Source organism: Streptomyces sp. NBC_00859 (assembly GCF_045161865.1).
Lineage (GTDB): Bacteria > Actinomycetota > Actinomycetes > Streptomycetales > Streptomycetaceae > Streptomyces.
The window spans coordinates 6,988,507-7,006,092 of sequence record NZ_CP108826.1; the positions used below are offsets into that span (position 1 = coordinate 6,988,507).

Sequence of the window (17,586 nt, forward strand, 5' to 3'; positions counted from 1 at the left end):
GGGATCCGGCGATGGCCGCCAAGCTCGACTACCACTGGCACCTGCGCAAAGTCATGGCCGACCGCGGGATGTTCTCCACCACCGACCTCATCCCTCCGCTCGCCGAACGCGGCATCACCCTGTCCTCGAGCCAGGTCTACCGGCTCGTCGTGGAGCGACCCGAGCGACTGAGCCTGAAGATCCTCATGGCCCTGCTCGACATCCTGGACTGCACCATGGACGACCTCATCGAGCCCATCGGGGTGGCCGGGGCCGTGAAGAAGCCGAAGAAGGCAGCCGTCGGCGGCACGGCCCCCGACACGGAAGGACTCGGCGGACTGCGGCCAAAGCGGGCCCGGATCAGGGGTGTTGACCGGCTGTGACTACCACCGGCTCTCTCGATCGCTCCGTCACGGATCCGATCGGCCTGATCACGGACCTGGTCGCGGAGGCCGAGAGCAAACTCGGCTCCGAGACCATCCGGACCGTGGTCACGGCGGTTGCGGGCGGCCGCGCGAAATCACGGAACCTGGCCAAGTTCCTGGTGACGCGATCCGCCGTCTTGACCGATGGCCGGTCCCCCGCGCCGCGGGCCGTCGGTGATCTCCTCATCGCCCTTCGCAGGGCCGGCGCCTCGGCGGTCTCGCCGCCGGTCTGCGCGGACTGCGGGAAGGGGCTGCGAAGCCTCCAGCGGCAGGGCCAGGACTGGTACTGCTCGGTCTGCATCAAGGAGACCACCGAGTGCGCCGCCTGCGGCAACACCCGTCGCGTCACCTTCCGGGACCGCAAGGGCCTGCCACGCTGTTCGATGTGTCCCGACCGCGATGACCGTGACCCGGCCGCGGTCATCCACACGGTGATCAATGCGATCGCCCCGGGCGCCGATCGCGACGTTGTCGCCGAGGCTCTGCGCCGGTCGGCGCCCCACCGTCCCCACTATCGCCAGCGAGTGGTCTGGGCCCTGGAGGAGAACCCTCGCCTGCTGACCGGCGAGGCCCATCTCGCCCCGCACCGCGCCATCTTGAGGTTCATTGACCTGCTGCACGAGGCCGGTGTCGCCGGGATCGTCCGACCGTCCTGCCCTCGGTGCCACCGAGTGGTTCGCATCGACAAGCCGCTCGACGGTCAGCGGGTCTGCCGCAACTGCATCGCCAAGTCCCGCGTCGAAGAATGCGTACGCTGCGGAGCCCGCCGCGAGCCGGCCACCCGCGACGAGCAGGGGCGACCGCTGTGTCCGAACTGCTTGGTCACCGACCCCGCGAACGTCGAGGTCTGCATCACCTGCGGCAAGCGGAAGCGAGTACAGAACCGCACCTCCGACGGTCCTCTCTGCTCGAACTGTTGCCCTCTGCCCGTCCTCGTTTGCTCGATCTGCGGCCGCACCGCACCCGGCACCCACTCCCGTCTGACCGGCCTGCCCCGCTGCGGCGGCTGCGACCGACGCCAGGCTCACTGCACCGCATGCGGGCGGCTTCGAGGCATTCACTCCGGGACCGCCGAAGCACCGGTCTGCGGCCCCTGCACGGCACCGGACGCCGAGCTCTGGCGCCCGTGTCCCACCTGCGGGGAAGCGGAGCGACTGCGAGCCGCCGGCCCGTGCCCTCGCTGCATTCTCAGGCAACGGCTCCACGAGCTTCTCGCTGACGCCTCGGGCTCCATACCCCCGAAGCTGCAGGCCCTCAACGACGCCTTGGCCGAGACGGAACGGGCCGGCACGGCGATGCGCTGGCTGGCCGGCGGCATCGTCTCCACCGTCCTGTCCGATCTCGGCTCCGGCCGTCGGCCCCTGACGCATGAGGCCCTGGACGAACTCCCGGCGGGCAAGTTCGTCGAGCACATCCGCAGCGTGCTCGTGGCCACCGGCACGCTGCCCCAGCGCGACGAGCAGATGGTCCGTCTGGAACGGCACGTGAACGATCTCGTCACCTCCCACACCGCCGCCGAGGGACGGAAAGTCCTGCACCGGTACGCGACCTGGCACCTCCTGCGACGGCTTCGCCGACGCAGCCGCGGCAACGACATCACGCACACCCAGCTCACCGTCGTCCGCCAGCATCTGCGGGCAGCCGTCCATCTCCTCGACTGGCTCGACGGCCAAGGGCTGGCCCTCGCGACCTGCCGTCAGGCCGACCTTGAACGCTGGATGACCAGCGACGACGTCCGCCACCGCCGGGAGGCGGGCCACTTCGTGCGCTGGGCTCTCGCCCAGAAGATCGCACGCGATCTCAGCTTCCCGGCCGTCAGATGGAACGGCCCCACCCAGGCGATAGACGACGAGGCCCGCTGGGCCACCGCCCGCCGTCTGCTGCACGACGACACTCTCAAGTCCGAAGACCGCTTCGCCGGCCTGCTGCTGCTCCTCTATGCCCAGTGGCCCGCGGCGATCTCCCGGCTCACCGTCGACCACATCGAGGAGAGCGACGGAGCTGTCCGCATCCGCCTCGGCGCCGTCCCCGTCGACTTGCCCGGCCCGGTCGCTGAACTCGCCCTCCACCAGGTCGCGGTTCGCCGGAGTCATGCCGTCCTCGCCCGGACAGACTCACCCTGGCTCTTCCCCGGCGGCCAGCCCGGCCGCCCGATCAGCGTCTGGGCCATGGGCGAACGACTCCGCAAACTCGGCATCCGGCTCGCCGAGACCCGGTCGACCGCCCTGTTCCAGCTCGCCACCGAGCTGCCCGCCGCAGTCCTCGCCCGCACCCTCGGCATCGACATCACCGTCGCCGTCAAATGGCAGCGAGCCGCCGCCGGAGACTGGGCCTCCTACGCCGCCGATGTCAGCCGCCGCGTCCCGGAGAACCAATGAAGCTACCCATCACCATCCACCAAGCACGGCTCGGATCCACGGAGTTCAAGGTCATCCGACCAGCCCGGCCCCTGGTCCACGCAGTGCTCATCGACCACGATCGGCACCTGGACACCTACCTCGATCAGGACGCCGCCCAGCGAATCGGTGGGCTATGGAAGCTCGCTGCCTCTTCACCGCGTTCGCTGGTCCACCTGCCGATGCGGGGGAACCGTGGCCCCTCCCGCGAGCTGCCAGAAGACGGCACGCGGCAGCTTGATCTCGTGCTGCTGCACCACTCGCTCCAGTTCGCCCCCTCACGCTGGAAGGAAATACGAGGACGGCTCGGCCCAGGGCGTCCGCAGACCGTGACGCTGCCCGGCCCAGGACACACCGACGAAGCCGTGATTGATCACGAGGCACGGCACTACCAGGAGAACCGGGATCTGTTCCACCAGCATCTCCACGCCGAGACCCTGTTCATGACCGGCAGCGCGAAGGTGTTCAGGGACACCGCCCGGCACTTCTTCGACGTCGCCCGAAACGGCCCCGGATACGTCCCCGTCCATCCGAGCTACCCGCACTTCTGCACCGAGCTTCACTCCAACGACGGCATTCTCGGCGACGCGCGCGAGATCCACATCGAGTACTGCGACCAGTGGGACTCATGACCCTGACCGACAGGACCCCGCCGACCATGACGTTCAACGATCACCTCCAGCATCTCGTCGAGAGGGCCCTCGCATCCATCCCGGCCGCCGACGCCGGCGACATCTACGCTGTCTCCTTCCTCATCGACAACGAGGACGACGACCCTCGTCAGCCGACCTTGACGATCGGCTACAACACTGAAGCTCAGGCCCGACGCAGCATCCAGGACGCCTCTGACCAGGTAGAAGCCCGCTGGAACTACGCTTTCTGGATCCAGAACGAGCTGACTGTGGTCGGCGACCTGACCAGCGACCCCGCCGGGGCCACAGCTCGCCAGGAGTGGATCACCGAACTCGGACTTTGGTACGACGAGCCGACCGACCTCGCCGACTGGGATTCAGTCATCGGGCCACTCGCCGCGCAGATCGAGGCCCGCTTCAACCAGACCTGCTGCCAGCTCGCCCGAACCCTCCACACGACCGGCGTCATCGAAAGATCTGTCGGCCGAACCGTGCCGGTGATCGTCCACGAGCTGGAGTACTACGAGGCGATCGCCTGGCAGACCGAGGCCGCCAACCCGCCCGGCCTCGCCGACGAGTTCACCTCATGGGTCCGCAATGGCTGAGGCATTCGGACAGTTCCAATACCCGACTCCACCATTACACCTGCAGCCGGACGCGCACAAGGCCGTGCTCGGCGCGTGGGAGCGTATGGAAGTCCCGCTCACCATCGCTGTATAAGCGATCCTTCGCCCCGTTCCCTGTGGACGGGGCGAAGCTATTTGCGGACGAAGTGGGCGCGAGTTACGGGGCTTCCTCGGCCTGCTGGTCCTGCGGCAGGGTCCAATGGCCGTCGGCATCGAACGGCCACGGATAGACGTAGCCATCCACCTGGGCCATTTTGCGGAGCGCCTCCCGCGTCGCTGGCGGGTCCGGCGGAGTGTTCAGCCGACGTCGCAGCGGATCGAGTTGTGCAGCGTACGACTCAGCCCACTCCAGCCAGGCCGTTTCCGGAGCTAGGGCGCTCTCGGTTCTGGCGCGGGCGGCCTGGCAGAAGGCGCGGATCTCGGCGGCCCGATGCCAGGCTCCGACCTGTGCGTTGAGGAACTCGGCCCGGTACTGCTCGATCTGCCCCTCACGGGCTTGTTTGATGGCCGCGTACCACCGGCGCCGCCGCTCGGCTTCGAGGAGTTCTTGCTCCCGGTCTCGGCGTTCCGCTTCCGCAGCGCGGTGTTCGAGATCCTGGAGAAGGAGCCCCAGCCGAGACTCCAGGGTCCATCGCGCTCCGTCGCTGTACGAGTAGGAGTACCAGCTCTTGGCGGGTGCACCCAGAGCAAGGCGGCCGTTGAACTCCTCGTCGCACTTGGGTAGTCGGATCCACGGATCGCGCTCTTGCTGATGGAGCTCCTTCGGGGTCGGCTCATGCGGGACTTTGGTCGTCCTCTCGGTGAGGGCCAGGGGAAAAGCGCGACCCCGGATCACGACGGCCAGGGCGTGTACGGTCTCACCGCGTTCCAGGTCGGTGTGGGCCTCGGTGGAGTACCCGCGGCTTTCGGCTTCGGTCAGAAACGCATGCATGATCCGTAGACCGCGGTCGGCGAGCGGACGCGACACATGCAGCGGGATGACCTCGGCCATGCCCCGCGTATCGACCGTGCCTTGAGAGCGCCCCATCGCCTTGCGCGTCGCGCGGACCAATGAATGCGGACGCTCCAGAACCTTTGGCACCTCGATCGCCGGCACCGGAGAAGGCTGAGCAGCCTTCTCGGCCACCTCGTCGGTCAGAGTGAAGATGCAGTCGCCGCGCTGGCGACCGTTCCACCGCAGCTTGTGGCCTTCGGGTATGTGACCGTGATGAAGCGCGTTGTAGTAGGCGGCTCGCCAGCGGCCTCGGGTCCGAGGCGCGGGATCAGCGACTGTGATCTTTCCTGAGGAGGACAGCAGCCGGGAGACCAGCTCGGCTCCGCCGGCCGGGGCCAGCGCGGCTTGGGCCGCATCACCCCCCAATCGATCCTTCTCTTCCTGCACCTGTCGGGGGTGAACGCCGTGCTTGAGGTAGTAGCGGCCGTCCGCCGTCACCACGGCGACCTGACCGCCGTCACCCCAGGTCCTCTTGACCAGTCCGCGCTGTTCCAGCGCCCAAGCCGTCTGGGTACGTGTCGGCGGGATCGGCATCGCCTCGGAAGTCGCCGCGATCTCGCGGAGCAAGGCGTCCTGTGGCGCGGACACTGCGTACTTCATGGCTCCGACTCCGCTCGAGGGGTGGCAAGGTGGCCAACGTAGAACGGGCCGTCCGCTGCCGAACCCCATGGGTCGCTCGTACGAGTGCCTCACGGCGATCCCGCCTACCGCCAACTGGAGTCGGTGTAATGGCACCTGGTGCGGTTCTCAGCCGAGGTCCGGAATCATCGGACTCTTCGAGCTCGGCATTGGACCAGCGGCGGGAGGTTGCGAACACGTCAATCAGGCCGCGGGGCCGCGGTCGTCGAGGGCGCGGACCTTGGTCTCGATCACGTCCTCCTCCGCGGGGACAGGCTCGTACGGACTCCGGGCGACGGGCCGCCAGAAGATTCTCTTGAGGATGTCGACCTCGTACTTCTGGCCGTGGCCGGGTCGGTCACGGCGAATCGGGCGGACCACGGGGCGGTCTTCAATGACCGTACTGACCAGCCGCGGGCTTCCAAGCCAGTGCGGATGGTGGCTGCGATGTCGGTCATGGGTGCCGGGGGTTCGGTGGCGACATCGAGGTCCTGGCTGGGGCGGTCGACGAGACGACGTGCCCGCACGGCGTATGCGATTTCCGCTTACCGTTTTGGACGACGTACATCGTCCGCGACGTGCGACAGGGCGTCTCGGCAACTTCCGAAGCGGGTGAAGTGGTTGTTGAGCCGGGAGAAGGCTGGCTGTGAGAGCAACGGCCGTGGTTCAGCGAGCAGTTCCAGGAGCGCTCGGCTGCCATCCCCGGCCCCAGTCTTCTGGGCCTCTGCGATCCGAAGGCCCGGTCCCGCACCCGACGCCGCCACGCCGGTTGCTGAGCCTCGCCCCGCCGCTACTCGGGCGGGCCGTACGTCATCCCCAGCGAATGCTCCTCCAGGCTGCGGAACGTCAGTTGGTCGTCCCGGACCTCATTGAGCAGGAAGAGCTCCCGGGTCCGACACTCCTCGCACAGGCTGACGACTGCGAAGGGCCAGAGGTCCACCGGTGCCCCGTACGGGGCGCTGTCCACGTAGATGCGGTCGGGCCGCAGCGGCTGGGTACTCGACCGCTCGAACGGCTCCCAGCTCGGATGGCTGCCCCTCAGCCGGAGCCCGACTATCCGGTACGAGCCCTCATCGAGGTACTCGCACCGCTCCACCCAGTCCCAGTGCGTCCCAGAGAGCCAGCTGACCGCACTGATCGCGCGCACAACATGGGGTTCCAACCGCTCGACGTCTTCTGCCAGTTGGTGACTGGCGCGGACGCCGTGTGCGTGGTGCGAGGTATTCCTGAAGTCCTTGATGTGGCCCAGGAAAACGCGTGCGTTGCCCCGGTCGCGCACAGTGGCGAGCTGTTGGATGCGGGGCGTGATTCCCTCCGCCTCCAGCCGATCGAGGATCCAAAGCCATGTGCCGAAGGTGGCACCGGTCCGGAACTGCTTGCGCAGGTTCCGGGAGAAGCCGTTCGAGGTGGCCAACTCGGTGAGTGCCAGCACGCCCAGCACCCGGGCCAGACCCTCGCCCAGCTTGAGTAGTCCGTCCTTCCGCTCCGCCGGATGCGTGCTTACCCGGTACCGACGGGACAGCGCGGCGGCGTGGTAAGGAAAGCTCCACTCAGCGCGCGAGATCGGGTCGTCTAGCGGCCGCACGAGTTCGCCGATTAGGCCAGCCTCGTGGGCAGCGGCCCTGATCTCGTTCCGAACCCCCTGGACGTCCCGTTCGCCGCTACCGAAGACGTTGGGCAGGATTCCCGACATCGTGGTCCGCAGTGCGCGTCGTCCCTCCTGCACTGTCTCCAGGAGACTCTCCACCTCGCTGTCAGTCACCAGGTCGACGGGGACGTGCGTGTCCAGCAGATCGCGAGCGCTGGGGTACAGACCGTTGTCCTTGCGGGAGTTCAACCACTCACAGAGCGCCTGGCCGCTGCCGCGGAGCGGCTGCAACACGAAAAGCGAGGTCGCCGCCTCGCCGAATCCCTGTGGTAGCAGGCGCCAGTTCCCCGGCCGTCCGACGAGCATGCCGCCCGAGCACAGGGTCAGCGTCAGCCCGTCCTCCGGCGCGTCAGGGAGCTCAACGGCTGAGTCCGCCTCGTGGAGATCTTGGGCACGCAGGTGCTTGGGCCGGTCGGTGCCATCCTCCTGCTCCTCACCGCGCTGAGGTGGGTGAACCCGGGTGGTCTCCAACCGGGCAAGGTTGCGCAGAAATTCGAATTCGCCGTCGAGTTCCGGCCGGTAGAAGAGCGCGGGTGGGATCTCGCAACCCACCCGCGTCTTGCTGTCGTCGATCCAAGCGTCCGGGGCGGTCGGGTGTACTTCGCGTCGGAGATGGTCGCTCGGATCCACCTGCAGCGGCAGGTGGACGAACTCGCGCAGCTCGGGATCCGGCTCATACGCCTCGCCGATCCGCTGCGGCTCTCCGTCGCGATCGCGCATGCCGACGGCCTTGCGGACCGCCGCCTCGAAGACCTTCCCGCGCGGCCAGCTGACGCCGGCCGAGGCGACCGCCCGGCGCAGCGCCGTGACGGCCTCCTGGCCCCTTGTCCACGTTGAGCCGACCAGCGGACGAAGGGCGGCCACCAGGGCAGCAGGATCACGGGTCTTCTGGATCACGCGCGATTCGGCGAGTCGAGTCAGGACCTCCTCGGACAGCTCGTACCGGAGCCGAAGTGGTTGATCGACTGTGACGCGCTGGTACATCAGTTCGTGGGTGGAGACCACGCGGACCCGGTCATCCGGATGCTGGGCCGGTTCGGCGGACAAGGCGTCCAGGTAGAGCCCGGTGATCTCGGCGATCTGGTCCGACGTGATGTATTTGCGCTTCGAGCCGACGGAACGGCGCAACTTTTGCCACTGGTCCTGAGCATTCAGCAGCAGTACCTGGCCCCTGCGCTGTGCTGGCTTGCGGTTGCTGAGGACCCACAGATAGGTGTTGATACCGGTATTGGGGAAGAGGAGATCGGGCAGCGCGACCACGGCCTCAAGCCAGTCGTTCTCCACGATCCACCGCCGGATGTCCGATTCGCCGGAGCCTGCCCCCCCGACGTACATCGGGGAGCCGTTGAAAATGACCGCGATTCGGCTGCCACCCTCGCCCGAGGCGCTCACCGGCTTCATTTTTGCCAGCATGTGCTGCAGGAAGAGCAGCGAGCCGTCGTTAATCCGCGGAAGACCGGCACCGAAGCGGCCCGCGAAACCGAGCTCCTCATGCTCCGACCGGACCGCGTACTCGCTCTTCTTCCAACTGACGCCGAACGGCGGATTGGCGAGGAGGTAGTCGAAGGCGGTTCCCTGGTGCCCGTCCTCTGCGAAGACGTTCCCGAAGGCGATCGTCGAGGCCCGGCGGCCGCTGGTCATCATGGTGGCACGGGAGATTGCCCATGACTCCCGGTTGATCTCCTGGCCGTACAGAGTGACATCCGCCCGCGGGTTCATCGACGCGATGTACGAGGCCGCCTCGGTCAACAGGCCGGCCGTCCCGCAGGTTGGATCCAGGATGGAGCGGAAGGCATGCGGCGTCGTCAGGACGTCCGAGTCGGCTGAGACGAGGAAGCCGGCCATCAGGTGGGCGACATCCCGGGGGGTGTAATGCTCACCGCTCACCTCATTGCCGCTCTCCGCGAACCGCCGGACTAGCTCCTCAAAGAGGCCCTCCATGTGGTCGTCGGTGATCGTCTGCCCAAGGTCGATCGCAACGAACTGCGCGACGATGCCGTAGAGGAGTCCGGCCTGGGATAGGCGCGTGACGGTCCGCTCGAACTCGAAGCCTTCCAGCAGCTCCCTGGCGTTCTGGGAGTACCCGTTGACATACGCTAGGAGCGACTGGTCGACGTTCTCCGGATCGCTGAGCACGCTTTCCATGGAGAACCGGCTGGAGTTGTAGAAGGGCCAACCCGAGGCGGCCGCCAGGCGGTGGTCCCGCTCCTCCTCGCCGACAGTGCGCTCGGCCTCATCGCGTACTGCCTGCCGGCTCGGGGCCAGAAGGCAGTCCAGCCGGCGCAGCACCGTGAACGGCAGGATCACCCGCCCGTACTCGGAAGACTTGAAGTCGCCGCGCAGCAAGTCGGCCACCGACCAGACGAGCTTGGACAGATGCCCGGTGCCGTCACTCATACTGTCCTCCGCAGGCTGGCGCCCTCCATGGGACTGATCATCCTATAGCGGTGGCCAGGCCGGTCCAGGCGGAACACGGGAGCTGACCTGCCGGTGACGGTATCTGGGACCTGGGCGTCGCCACCCGTCTTCGGTCGGCCCTCCCCAACTCTCGATCTGCCGACCGGACATCAGCCGTCATTCTCTTTCAGCGAAGCCGCTCCACTTGCTCAGACTTCATATCTGCAATGTGTTCCGCACCAGACATGAATGCCAGACGTGACGAAGTGCTGCTCGGTTCACTCCAGTCAGTTTCTCTCGTCCGTCGCAGCTGGCGCGTCGTCGGTTCGGGCGTAGGCGGCCCGTCGCGAAGCGAGACGATAGATTGTTTGGCGTGACGCTCGTTTGACGCTCCGAGTTCTCGCACGCCGGACAACGGGCGGACAGACTGCATCTGACCTGGTACTTTTCGTGCCCCGTCCAGGCTGACACCTTTCCGATGACGCATCATGTGGAGTGCGTGGCGATCCTCCTTTCGCCTCGGCTCCTGCGCGGAGCAGCCCGACAGGCACAGCAGCGCGTGCTGCCGGATCACCTGCGTTCGCGCACCCTCACGGGTTCGGCGTTGTTGTTCCCAGAGTCGGAGGGGGAGGTGTCGGGCCTGCAACTGTTTCGCACGGACACGACACATGGCGGGGTAACTGAAGTCACGCCGCATTCTGCTGAGGTCGAGGCCGATGTACAGGGCCTCGTCGAGGCGCACATGGAGACCCTGCTGGGCGTTCGCTTCCTTGCGAGCGAGTACGGCACGGGGCTCGTGCAGGGGAATGGATCGACTCGCTCGGCACCCTGAATCGCAGATCGTCGCCGCGGCGAAGCGCGCTCGTTCGGGATCGAGCCCTCCAACCCCTACGAGGACAAGGGCATGTGGGCGGACTTCTTGGATGCCGTGATCTTGTCGGAGCTGGAGGGCGTACGGAAGCCGTCGCCGCGAGAGGGTCGCCTTCCGTCTCACCTGGGTCGTCTCGCCCGAGGGCGACGACCTGAAAGCCCCCATCAGCGTGGCCGTCATCCGTCACGGGTCCAACTTGGCTGTTCGCAAAGCCATTCCCGCCAGTCCGCCGGCCTGGGATGTCATCCCGAGCGACCTCGTCAACGCCCAGTCGAAAGTGCTGGACGCTGCCGGCCGAAGCGCGGCGGACTGGCGGGCCGATGGAGCAGAAGCTCCGACCGCCACCGAAACGGTGCGGGCGTCAGCCCCGGTCCGGACGCGTCACCCGGTCATAGCGCGCCCGCCCCACCCCCGCCGCGACCGTCAGCGGGATCGTGAGGAGGGCGGCCGTCAGGAACAGGCCCCTGTACGCGTGGTGTTCCGCGGGGCCGGCGGCGATGGCGCTCGCCAGGGCGCTGCCGACGTAAAGGGCCAGGCCGAACATCGCCACACCGGTGGCCCGGGCCGCCGGGGACAGTCCGGTGGCCCAGGACTGGATCGTGGAGTGCATGAACGACCAGCCGCCGCCGAGCAGCAGCGTGCACACCACCAGCGCGGGCAGCGACCGGCTGGCCGCCGCGAGGCCGAAGGCCAGGGCCATCTGCACCCCGCCGACCACCATCAGCCGCACCGGCGTCCATCGCCCCACCAGCCGCTTCACCGTCTGGGCCGCAGCCATGGAGCCCACCCCGTACAGCGCGGACACCGCGCCGGCCAGCGTCGCCGACGCCCCCTGGGCCTCCAGGGCGGGCGCGATGTACGTCAAAAAGCCCAGCAGGACCGCGCCTTCGAGCATGGCCACCGCCATCACGTACCACTGCCAGCGCGAGCGCAGGACGACCTTGAACGGGGCGAGCAGCGCCCCCGGCGCCGCACGCGGCGGCTCCGGCAGGCGGCGCAGGGCGAAGGCCAGGTAGGCGGCGATTACGCCGGGCAGCGCGAAGACGAGACGCCAGCTCACGAAGTGCGCCAGGGCGCCGGCGACGACGGTCGCCACGGCCGTGCCCAGGGCGAACGCGGTCATCAGCTCGCTCAGCGGGCGCTGGCGGACCGCCGCGGGCACGGTGTCCCCGATGTAGGTGATGGACGCGGCGATGGACGCCGCGAAGAACGCGCCGGCCGCGGCCCGCGCCACGATCAGCACCGTCGCGTCGGGCGCGAGCACCGAGCAGAACGCGGCGACCGCGGCGCCGGCCAGGGAGATCCGCATGACGCGCACCCGGCCGAGCCGGTCGCTGGCCAGTCCCCACACCGGCTGCATCAGACCGTAGGCGAGGAAGTAGCCGCTGGCCGCGAGCATCACCGTCGGCAGCGGAACGCCCAGCTGGGCGCCGATGAGCAGCAGCATCGGGGTGATGCAGAAGCGGTCGAAGTTGCTGACAAACCCGGCGGCCCGCAGCAGCCGTAATGAGGCGGCAGGCAGGGCCGGCAGCGCGGGCGGCACGGGCAGCGCGGGCAGCGCGGGTGCCTCCGGCGGCGATACGGGAGCCTCCCCGGGCGCAGGGGCTGCCGCGCCACGCGCCGCCGAAGGGGCGGCGGCGTGCCCGGCTCCCTCGGCGGACCCGGACGGGGCAGCGGACCCGGACGGGGCAGCGGGCCCGGATACGGCGGCTGGCCCGGCCGAGTCCGCGGACCCGGCCGAGTCCGCGGACCCGGCCGAGTCCGCGGACCCGGCCGAGTCCGCGGGCCTCGCCGGGCCGGCGGGCCCCGCTGAGTCGGTGGTTTCCGTATGGGCGTCCATGACGGCTCTCCTTTGTGGCAATCCTGCGGTGGTCGCTCGGTCCCGCACCAGACCCGGCCTGGCTGGTGGTTCCACCCCATCACCGCCGGTGAGCGGCGCGGCCCCGCAGCCGATTACCCTTGCTCACACCCTGGGGGTGCGGGGCGAGGGGGGATCATGAACGGCGGCGCGGGCAGCGTCCGGGACCGGGAACTGGGCGCGTTCCTGCGCTCGCGGCGTGAGCGGCTGACGCCCGCCGAGCTGGGGCTGCCCGGGTCCGCACGGCGGCGCACCCCGGGGCTGCGGCGCGAGGAGGTCGCGGAGCTCGCCGGGATCAGCAGCTCCTGGTACGCGTGGCTGGAGCAGGGCCGGGTGCGCACGTCGGAACAGGTGCTCCGGTCGGTGGCGCGGGCGCTGCGCCTGGACGCGGACGAGACCGCGCACGTGCTGTCGTTCCTGGAGCACGCCGCGCCGGACGAACACCCGCCGGGATGGGTCTCGCGCAACCTGCTGACCCTGGTGGAGGCGCTGACGCCCAACCCGGCCGTGGTGCTCGACCCGCACTGGGACCTGCTGGCCTGGAACTCGGGGTACGCAGCCCTGCTCACCGATCCGGCCAGGCTCGCGCCCAAGCAGCGCAACCTGCTGTGGCTGGTGTTCCGCTGGGCGCCCGCCCGTACGCTGCTGGCCAGTTGGGAGCCCGAGGCGCGGAGCCTGCTGGGTCAGTTCCGGGCGAAGGCGGCCCGACATCCCGAGGACGGCCGGTACGCCGAGATCACCGCGGAACTGCTCGCCGACCCGGACGCGGCGCGCTGGTACGGCCGCCGGGAGACCTCGGCGTTCCATCCCGCCGTACGCCACTTCCGGCATCCGGCCGCCGGCGATCTGCGGCTGCGCTACGTCAAGCTCGCCGCCGTCGACGAGCCGGGCCACCATCTGCTCGCCTACCTGCCCGACGACCCGGCGACGCAACAGGCCCTGGGAACGCTGGGGGCGCCGGGCCGCTGAGCGGGGTGCGGCGCCGCCCCGCGTACCGACGGCACGCGGGGCGGCGGGGCGAGGAGGGGCGGGCCCGGGCACCCCCCGCCCGGCGCCCTCAGGTGCGCGACCCGCTCAGGAGGTGAGCACCGCCTTCATCACCGACCCGTCCGCGACCGCCCCGAGCGCGTCGGCGTGCCGCTCCAGCGGGAACGGCGTGACCAGGCTCGCCAGGTCGAAGCGGGCGGTGAGCGCGGGCAACAGGCTTACGTACTCGACGAGATGGGCTCCGGTGAAGGCCCAGGAGCCGATGACGTCCAGCTGCCGGTGCACGATCTGGTGCGGGTTGATCAGGGTGTCGCCGGCGTCGGTGTACTGGCCGATGATCAGGTAGCTACCGCCCCGGCGGGGCAGGCTCAGCCCCTGGCCGACCGCGGCCGGCACCCCGGCGCACTCGATGACCAGGTCGGCTCCGTCTCCCCCGGTGGCGTCCTTGACCTGGCGCAGGACGTCCGCGGGGTCGGCCGCCCCGGCGATGTCCAGGTGGATGTCACCGATGTCGGCCGCCGCCGCCCGTTCGAGCCGCGAGGCCGGGCCGCCCACGACAACGACCTTGGCCGCACCGGCCAGTTGGGCGAACGCCGCCGCCGCGAGACCGACCGGGCCGCTGCCCTGCACCACCACGGTCTCGCCCAGACGCACCGGCCGCCGCTCGTACAGGGCGTGCGCCACCGTGGGCCCGGCGCAGGCCAGCGACATGGCGGCGAGCGGATCGATGCCCTCGGGCACCTTGATGACGGCGGTGCCGGGCTGCAGCACGATGTGGTCGGCCCAGGCGCCGGAGAGCTCGGGGCCGCTGTCCAGGGCGCGGTTGACGCCGTAGGTGCGGCGCTGCTCGCACAGGGTCGGTTCACGGTGCAGCCGGCAGGGCGGGCAGACGCCGCAGGCGATGGAGGAAGCCCACATCACCGTGTCACCGGTCGCGAGCGGCGCCCCGGTGGCGTCGCGGTGCGTCCCGGCCCCCAACTCCCTTACAGTGCCCAGGCCTTCGTGGCCGAGGACCAGCGGGACGGGGATGTCGAGGTGCCCCTGCCTCAGGTGCAGGTCGGTGCCGCAGACGCCGCCGTATCCACAGGCGACGATCATGCCGCCGTCGGGAGCGGGCGGGATCTCGAACTCCCGCAGTGCAAGAGGCGAGTTGAACTTTTCCAGGACGACGGCGCGTCCGGTGCGGGGCGTCACGACGCCACCGTAGGCAGGGCGAGTGTCTCGGAGAAGGGCGCGTCCAGGGGGCGCAGCGGCTCGGTGGCGCGGCACACCACGTAGTCCGGACGCGGCTCGCCCACGGGCTGCGGCAGGTTGGCCGTGTCGTTGTAGGTGGCGATCAGCAGGCGGCGGGCGAACGGCGACATGTTGGGGGCCGAGCCGTGCACGATCTCCGGCGAGAACAGCACCACGGAGCCGGCCGGCCCCTTGGGGCTGGTCATACCGTGCCCGGTCGACGAGCGTGGCGAGCTGCTCCGGGGTTAGTGAGATGTCGTCGGGGTCGAGGTGCTGGTCGGACTTGGCGGTGGCCGAACGGCCCTCGCGGACGAGCCCCTCGCGGTGCGAACCCGGCAGGAAGATGACGGGACCGTTGAACTCGGTGACGTCGTCGAGGAAGACGCCGATGCTGATTTGACGCGGCGCGGGCAGCCCGTCGGACAGCCGCCAGGCGAGGTAGTCCTGGTGCCAGGCCCACTTGTCGCCGCCGAAGGCCGGCTTGGCGTTGATCTTGAACTGGTAGATGTACACGTCGTCGGTGAGCAGCTGCTGCACGGCCGGCAGGATGCGCGGATCGCGGACCAGGCCGGCGTACTCGGGCTGGCGCTGGTGCGAGGAGTAGACCTCGCGCACCTCGGTGCCGCCGTCCTCGGTCACCAGCTGCGGTCCGGGCCCATTGCGTTGCTGCGGCTCCTTCGCGTGCTGGACGCCGCCGGGTTCGAGGACCAGATCACGCACCTGGGGTGCGCGGTCTGCGGTCGGACCGATGTCTTGCTGCGGGTCAACTCTGCGGCGGGGCGGTGCTGCCCGCCGTGCGCAGCCAAGGCCCGGCTCAAGGAATGCTCGGGCTGCGGCCGTACCCAACGCGTCGTCACCCGCGGTGCTTTGTGCCGACGCTGCTACCTGGCGGACACCAGTAGGTGGGAGACATGCGCTGACTGCGATCGCAGGCGACCCGTGCACACCCGACGCGACGACGGGTCTGTCCTGTGCGAGCGATGCGCACCGAGGCCGGAGCGAGCTTGCGTGCATTGCGGCAGGATCTCGAGGAGGGCCAGAGTCCAGCGAGGGGTTGGGGCGGTGTGCCGCCCCTGCTACGCCGCCCGCCAGGCGCCACGGCGGACTTGCGGCCGTTGCGGGGAGACCCGTCCCGTGCATGTCCGCAGCCTCAATGGCGAAATCGACCTCTGTCCGGACTGCTACAAGCAGGCCCATGTCGGGTGGTGCCACCTTTGCGGGCGGCACCGACCGGGCTACGGCCAGGGAGCGACGTTCCGCTGCGACGCCTGCCGGCCCCGCCATCGAGCGCTGTGCACCGACTGTGGCCGCGACCGCCCTGTCGAAGCCACCTACCCAGTTGGCCCCTTGTGCGGAGCCTGTCACCAGCGCCGCCGCCGGTACCCTATGCCGTGCGGGACGTGCGGGGCCACGCGCGTCATGGGCGGCCGTTCGCCGGACGGGGCTGATCAGTGCGGCCCTTGCTCCGGTGTGGATTCCATCGACTTCACATGTCGCCGTTGCGGTTATCCCGGCGACATCTACACCGACAAGAGTTGCAGCCGGTGTGTTGCCCGCGACCGTGTCACCCAGCTCCTCTCCGGACCCGCCGATGCGGTCCCCGAGCAGTTGCAGTCTCTGGTCGAAGCCCTCGGCAACGCGGAGGATCCCTGGTCGGTCCTCGCCTGGATCCGAGGTCGAGGCGGGCGCCTGTTGGCCCAGCTCGCCGCACAGGGACGCGAGATCACCCACGACACTCTCGATGCGCTTCCCCCCAGCGGAGCCGTCCACCGCGTCCGCGCCATCCTCGTCTCCACCGGCGCACTTCCCTGGAGGAACGAGAATCTGGCCAGCCTGGAACTGTGGGTCGCCCGCACTGCCAGCCAACTGGACGCCCACCATGCCCAGGTGATCAAGCCCTTCGCTGAGTGGCAGATCATCCGTGATGCCCGTCGGCGCGCCGCGCGCGGCCACTACAGCGCACCACCTCGAACAAGGCACCCGCGAAAAGCCGTTGACGGCGACAGCCACCTCGGACGGCCACCGGTACCGCGCCAGGAGCGCTCACAACCCAGCCGCCGCGTGGCCGGCCCGGCTCGGCCTGAAGTCCCTGGACCGGCCGCCCAACTCTCCGCCCGCTCCCATACGGCCACATCACCCTCGGCGGTTACTCCTTCAACCTGGCCCTTCGACTCGTCCCTCCGCCAGTCGTCTCCGAGTGGCTTCGGAGCAATGGCTTCACAGCGCCGGGCCCATGCGTCGAAGGCCAGGGAAGGCGGCGGGGGTTGCCCAGCCCCGCAGCACGGCATCAATGGTTGATCTGAACGCGGCATCGGCTGCAGTGCCGTCGAGGCTCCCGGCGAGTTCGAGGGTCACGAGCCCGTGCAGCGAGACCCACAACGATACGGCGATCTGTGTGACGTCGCCCGCGAGGACGCTGTCCGCCACAGCGCGGTCGATCGCCGCGACGAGCGGTTGCACCGGATCCCGGTCGCCGACCCGGGTCGACGGGACGAAGGACTGTGCGCCACCGAACAAGGCCGTATACAGGTAGCGGTGTTCGCGTCCCCAATGGCGATACGCCGCGGCCAGCGCGTACAGATCATCCAGGGCGGCCTCCGAGCAGGGAACAGCCGTCAGGTCCCGGAACAGGCCGGCGACCGCCCGGTCGCGCACTTCGCGGAGCAGTCCGTCCTTTCCCTGGAACAACGTGTACACCGCCGCCGTCGAAGTTCCGGCGGCGGCGGCCAGCGCGCGCACGGTGACCGCCTCCTGAGGACGGGTGGCGAACATCTCGGTCGCGCATGCCACGAGCCGTTCTCTGACGGCGGCGTCATTCGTTCTCGGCCTTCCCATGGGAAAGCAGTTTACCCGTTCTGCTAACATCGTTTCAAAACAGTGTTTTAAAATACTGGGGGGATCACCATGTCACCAACCGTCATA

General features: G+C 69.2%; 11 protein-coding genes and 3 pseudogenes. 6 read left to right on the forward strand and 8 right to left on the reverse strand.

Annotation, left to right across the window (positions count from 1 at the left end):
• The first annotated feature begins 11 nt into the window (after window positions 1–11).
• The 4 genes from OG584_RS30785 to OG584_RS30800 are packed head-to-tail and all read left to right on the forward strand — an operon-like array spanning window position 12 to window position 4,037.
• The gene (locus tag OG584_RS30785) at window positions 12–362 is read left to right on the forward strand and encodes a helix-turn-helix domain-containing protein (RefSeq protein ID WP_405782727.1); all 351 of its coding nucleotides are present in this window, start codon (window positions 12–14) and stop codon (window positions 360–362) included.
• The gene (locus OG584_RS30790) at window positions 359–2,782 is read left to right on the forward strand and encodes a site-specific integrase (RefSeq protein ID WP_405782728.1); all 2,424 of its coding nucleotides are present in this window, start codon (window positions 359–361) and stop codon (window positions 2,780–2,782) included. The genes OG584_RS30785 and OG584_RS30790 overlap by 4 nt, the downstream gene beginning before the upstream one ends.
• On the forward strand, window positions 2,779–3,432 hold the full coding sequence (locus OG584_RS30795) for a hypothetical protein (RefSeq protein ID WP_055605521.1): 654 nt from the start codon (window positions 2,779–2,781) through the stop codon (window positions 3,430–3,432). Before OG584_RS30790 ends, OG584_RS30795 begins: the two co-directional genes overlap by 4 nt.
• On the forward strand, window positions 3,429–4,037 hold the full coding sequence (locus tag OG584_RS30800; RefSeq protein WP_405782729.1) for a hypothetical protein: 609 nt from the start codon (window positions 3,429–3,431) through the stop codon (window positions 4,035–4,037). Before OG584_RS30795 ends, OG584_RS30800 begins: the two co-directional genes overlap by 4 nt.
• 178 nt (window positions 4,038–4,215) lie before the next feature.
• On the opposite strand, the gene OG584_RS30805 is transcribed toward OG584_RS30800, so the two are convergent.
• From OG584_RS30805 to OG584_RS30815, 3 genes and pseudogenes are all read right to left on the reverse strand, one after another.
• Window positions 4,216–5,652, reverse strand: coding sequence for a hypothetical protein (locus OG584_RS30805; RefSeq protein ID WP_405782730.1), 1,437 nt, complete (start codon window positions 5,650–5,652; stop codon window positions 4,216–4,218).
• Window positions 5,653–5,824: 172 nt separating this feature from the next.
• Window positions 5,825–6,203: pseudogene (locus tag OG584_RS30810) on the reverse strand (hypothetical protein); the annotation flags it as partial.
• A 257-nt stretch (window positions 6,204–6,460) separates the two neighbouring features.
• Window positions 6,461–9,715 carry an N-6 DNA methylase gene (locus OG584_RS30815; RefSeq protein WP_405782731.1) on the reverse strand — a complete coding sequence of 1,085 codons (3,255 nt, stop codon included), beginning with the start codon at window positions 9,713–9,715 and terminating at the stop codon, window positions 6,461–6,463.
• 631 nt (window positions 9,716–10,346) lie between these two features.
• Here OG584_RS30815 and OG584_RS30820 point away from each other — a divergent pair.
• Window positions 10,347–10,564: pseudogene (locus tag OG584_RS30820) on the forward strand (transporter); the annotation flags it as partial.
• Window positions 10,565–10,947: 383 nt separating this feature from the next.
• On the opposite strand, the gene OG584_RS30825 reads toward OG584_RS30820, so the two are convergent.
• Complete coding sequence (locus tag OG584_RS30825; RefSeq protein ID WP_405782733.1) at window positions 10,948–12,426, reverse strand: MFS transporter; 1,479 nt, start codon at window positions 12,424–12,426, stop codon at window positions 10,948–10,950.
• 156 nt (window positions 12,427–12,582) lie between these two features.
• Here OG584_RS30825 and OG584_RS30830 point away from each other — a divergent pair, with 156 nt between their 5' ends.
• Window positions 12,583–13,413 carry a helix-turn-helix domain-containing protein gene (locus tag OG584_RS30830; RefSeq protein ID WP_405782735.1) on the forward strand — a complete coding sequence of 277 codons (831 nt, stop codon included), beginning with the start codon at window positions 12,583–12,585 and terminating at the stop codon, window positions 13,411–13,413.
• A gap of 105 nt (window positions 13,414–13,518) precedes the next feature.
• Here OG584_RS30830 and OG584_RS30835 read toward each other — a convergent pair whose 3' ends face one another.
• The 4 genes and pseudogenes from OG584_RS30835 to OG584_RS30850 form a co-directional block, all read right to left on the reverse strand.
• Window positions 13,519–14,529 carry a zinc-binding dehydrogenase gene (locus OG584_RS30835; protein ID WP_405784366.1) on the reverse strand — a complete coding sequence of 337 codons (1,011 nt, stop codon included), beginning with the start codon at window positions 14,527–14,529 and terminating at the stop codon, window positions 13,519–13,521.
• Between the two features lie 92 nt (window positions 14,530–14,621).
• Window positions 14,622–14,870: a phytanoyl-CoA dioxygenase family protein gene (locus OG584_RS30840; RefSeq protein ID WP_405784368.1), complete on the reverse strand. Its 249-nt coding sequence runs from the start codon at window positions 14,868–14,870 to the stop codon at window positions 14,622–14,624.
• Window positions 14,871–14,952: 82 nt separating this feature from the next.
• Window positions 14,953–16,545: pseudogene (locus OG584_RS30845) on the reverse strand (phytanoyl-CoA dioxygenase family protein); the annotation flags it as partial.
• A 336-nt stretch (window positions 16,546–16,881) separates the two neighbouring features.
• Entirely contained in the window at window positions 16,882–17,499 is a 618-nt protein-coding gene (locus OG584_RS30850; RefSeq protein WP_405784369.1) for a TetR/AcrR family transcriptional regulator, read from the reverse strand.
• Window positions 17,500–17,586 lie beyond the last annotated feature (87 nt).

What these genes read in the sequence shown, in the direction of transcription:
- OG584_RS30785 (WP_405782727.1), top strand. Translation starts at nt 12, where the DNA reads ATGGCCGCCAAGCTCGACTACCACTGGCACCTGCGCAAAGTCATGGCC.
- OG584_RS30795 (WP_055605521.1), top strand. Translation starts at nt 2,779, where the DNA reads ATGAAGCTACCCATCACCATCCACCAAGCACGGCTCGGATCCACGGAG.
- OG584_RS30800 (WP_405782729.1), top strand. Translation starts at nt 3,429, where the DNA reads ATGACCCTGACCGACAGGACCCCGCCGACCATGACGTTCAACGATCAC.
- OG584_RS30805 (WP_405782730.1), bottom strand. Translation starts at nt 5,652, where the DNA reads ATGAAGTACGCAGTGTCCGCGCCACAGGACGCCTTGCTCCGCGAGATC.
- OG584_RS30815 (WP_405782731.1), bottom strand. Translation starts at nt 9,715, where the DNA reads ATGAGTGACGGCACCGGGCATCTGTCCAAGCTCGTCTGGTCGGTGGCC.
- OG584_RS30825 (WP_405782733.1), bottom strand. Translation starts at nt 12,426, where the DNA reads ATGGACGCCCATACGGAAACCACCGACTCAGCGGGGCCCGCCGGCCCG.
- OG584_RS30830 (WP_405782735.1), top strand. Translation starts at nt 12,583, where the DNA reads ATGAACGGCGGCGCGGGCAGCGTCCGGGACCGGGAACTGGGCGCGTTC.
- OG584_RS30835 (WP_405784366.1), bottom strand. Translation starts at nt 14,529, where the DNA reads ATGATCGTCGCCTGTGGATACGGCGGCGTCTGCGGCACCGACCTGCAC.
- OG584_RS30840 (WP_405784368.1), bottom strand. Translation starts at nt 14,870, where the DNA reads ATGACCAGCCCCAAGGGGCCGGCCGGCTCCGTGGTGCTGTTCTCGCCG.
- OG584_RS30850 (WP_405784369.1), bottom strand. Translation starts at nt 17,499, where the DNA reads ATGGGAAGGCCGAGAACGAATGACGCCGCCGTCAGAGAACGGCTCGTG.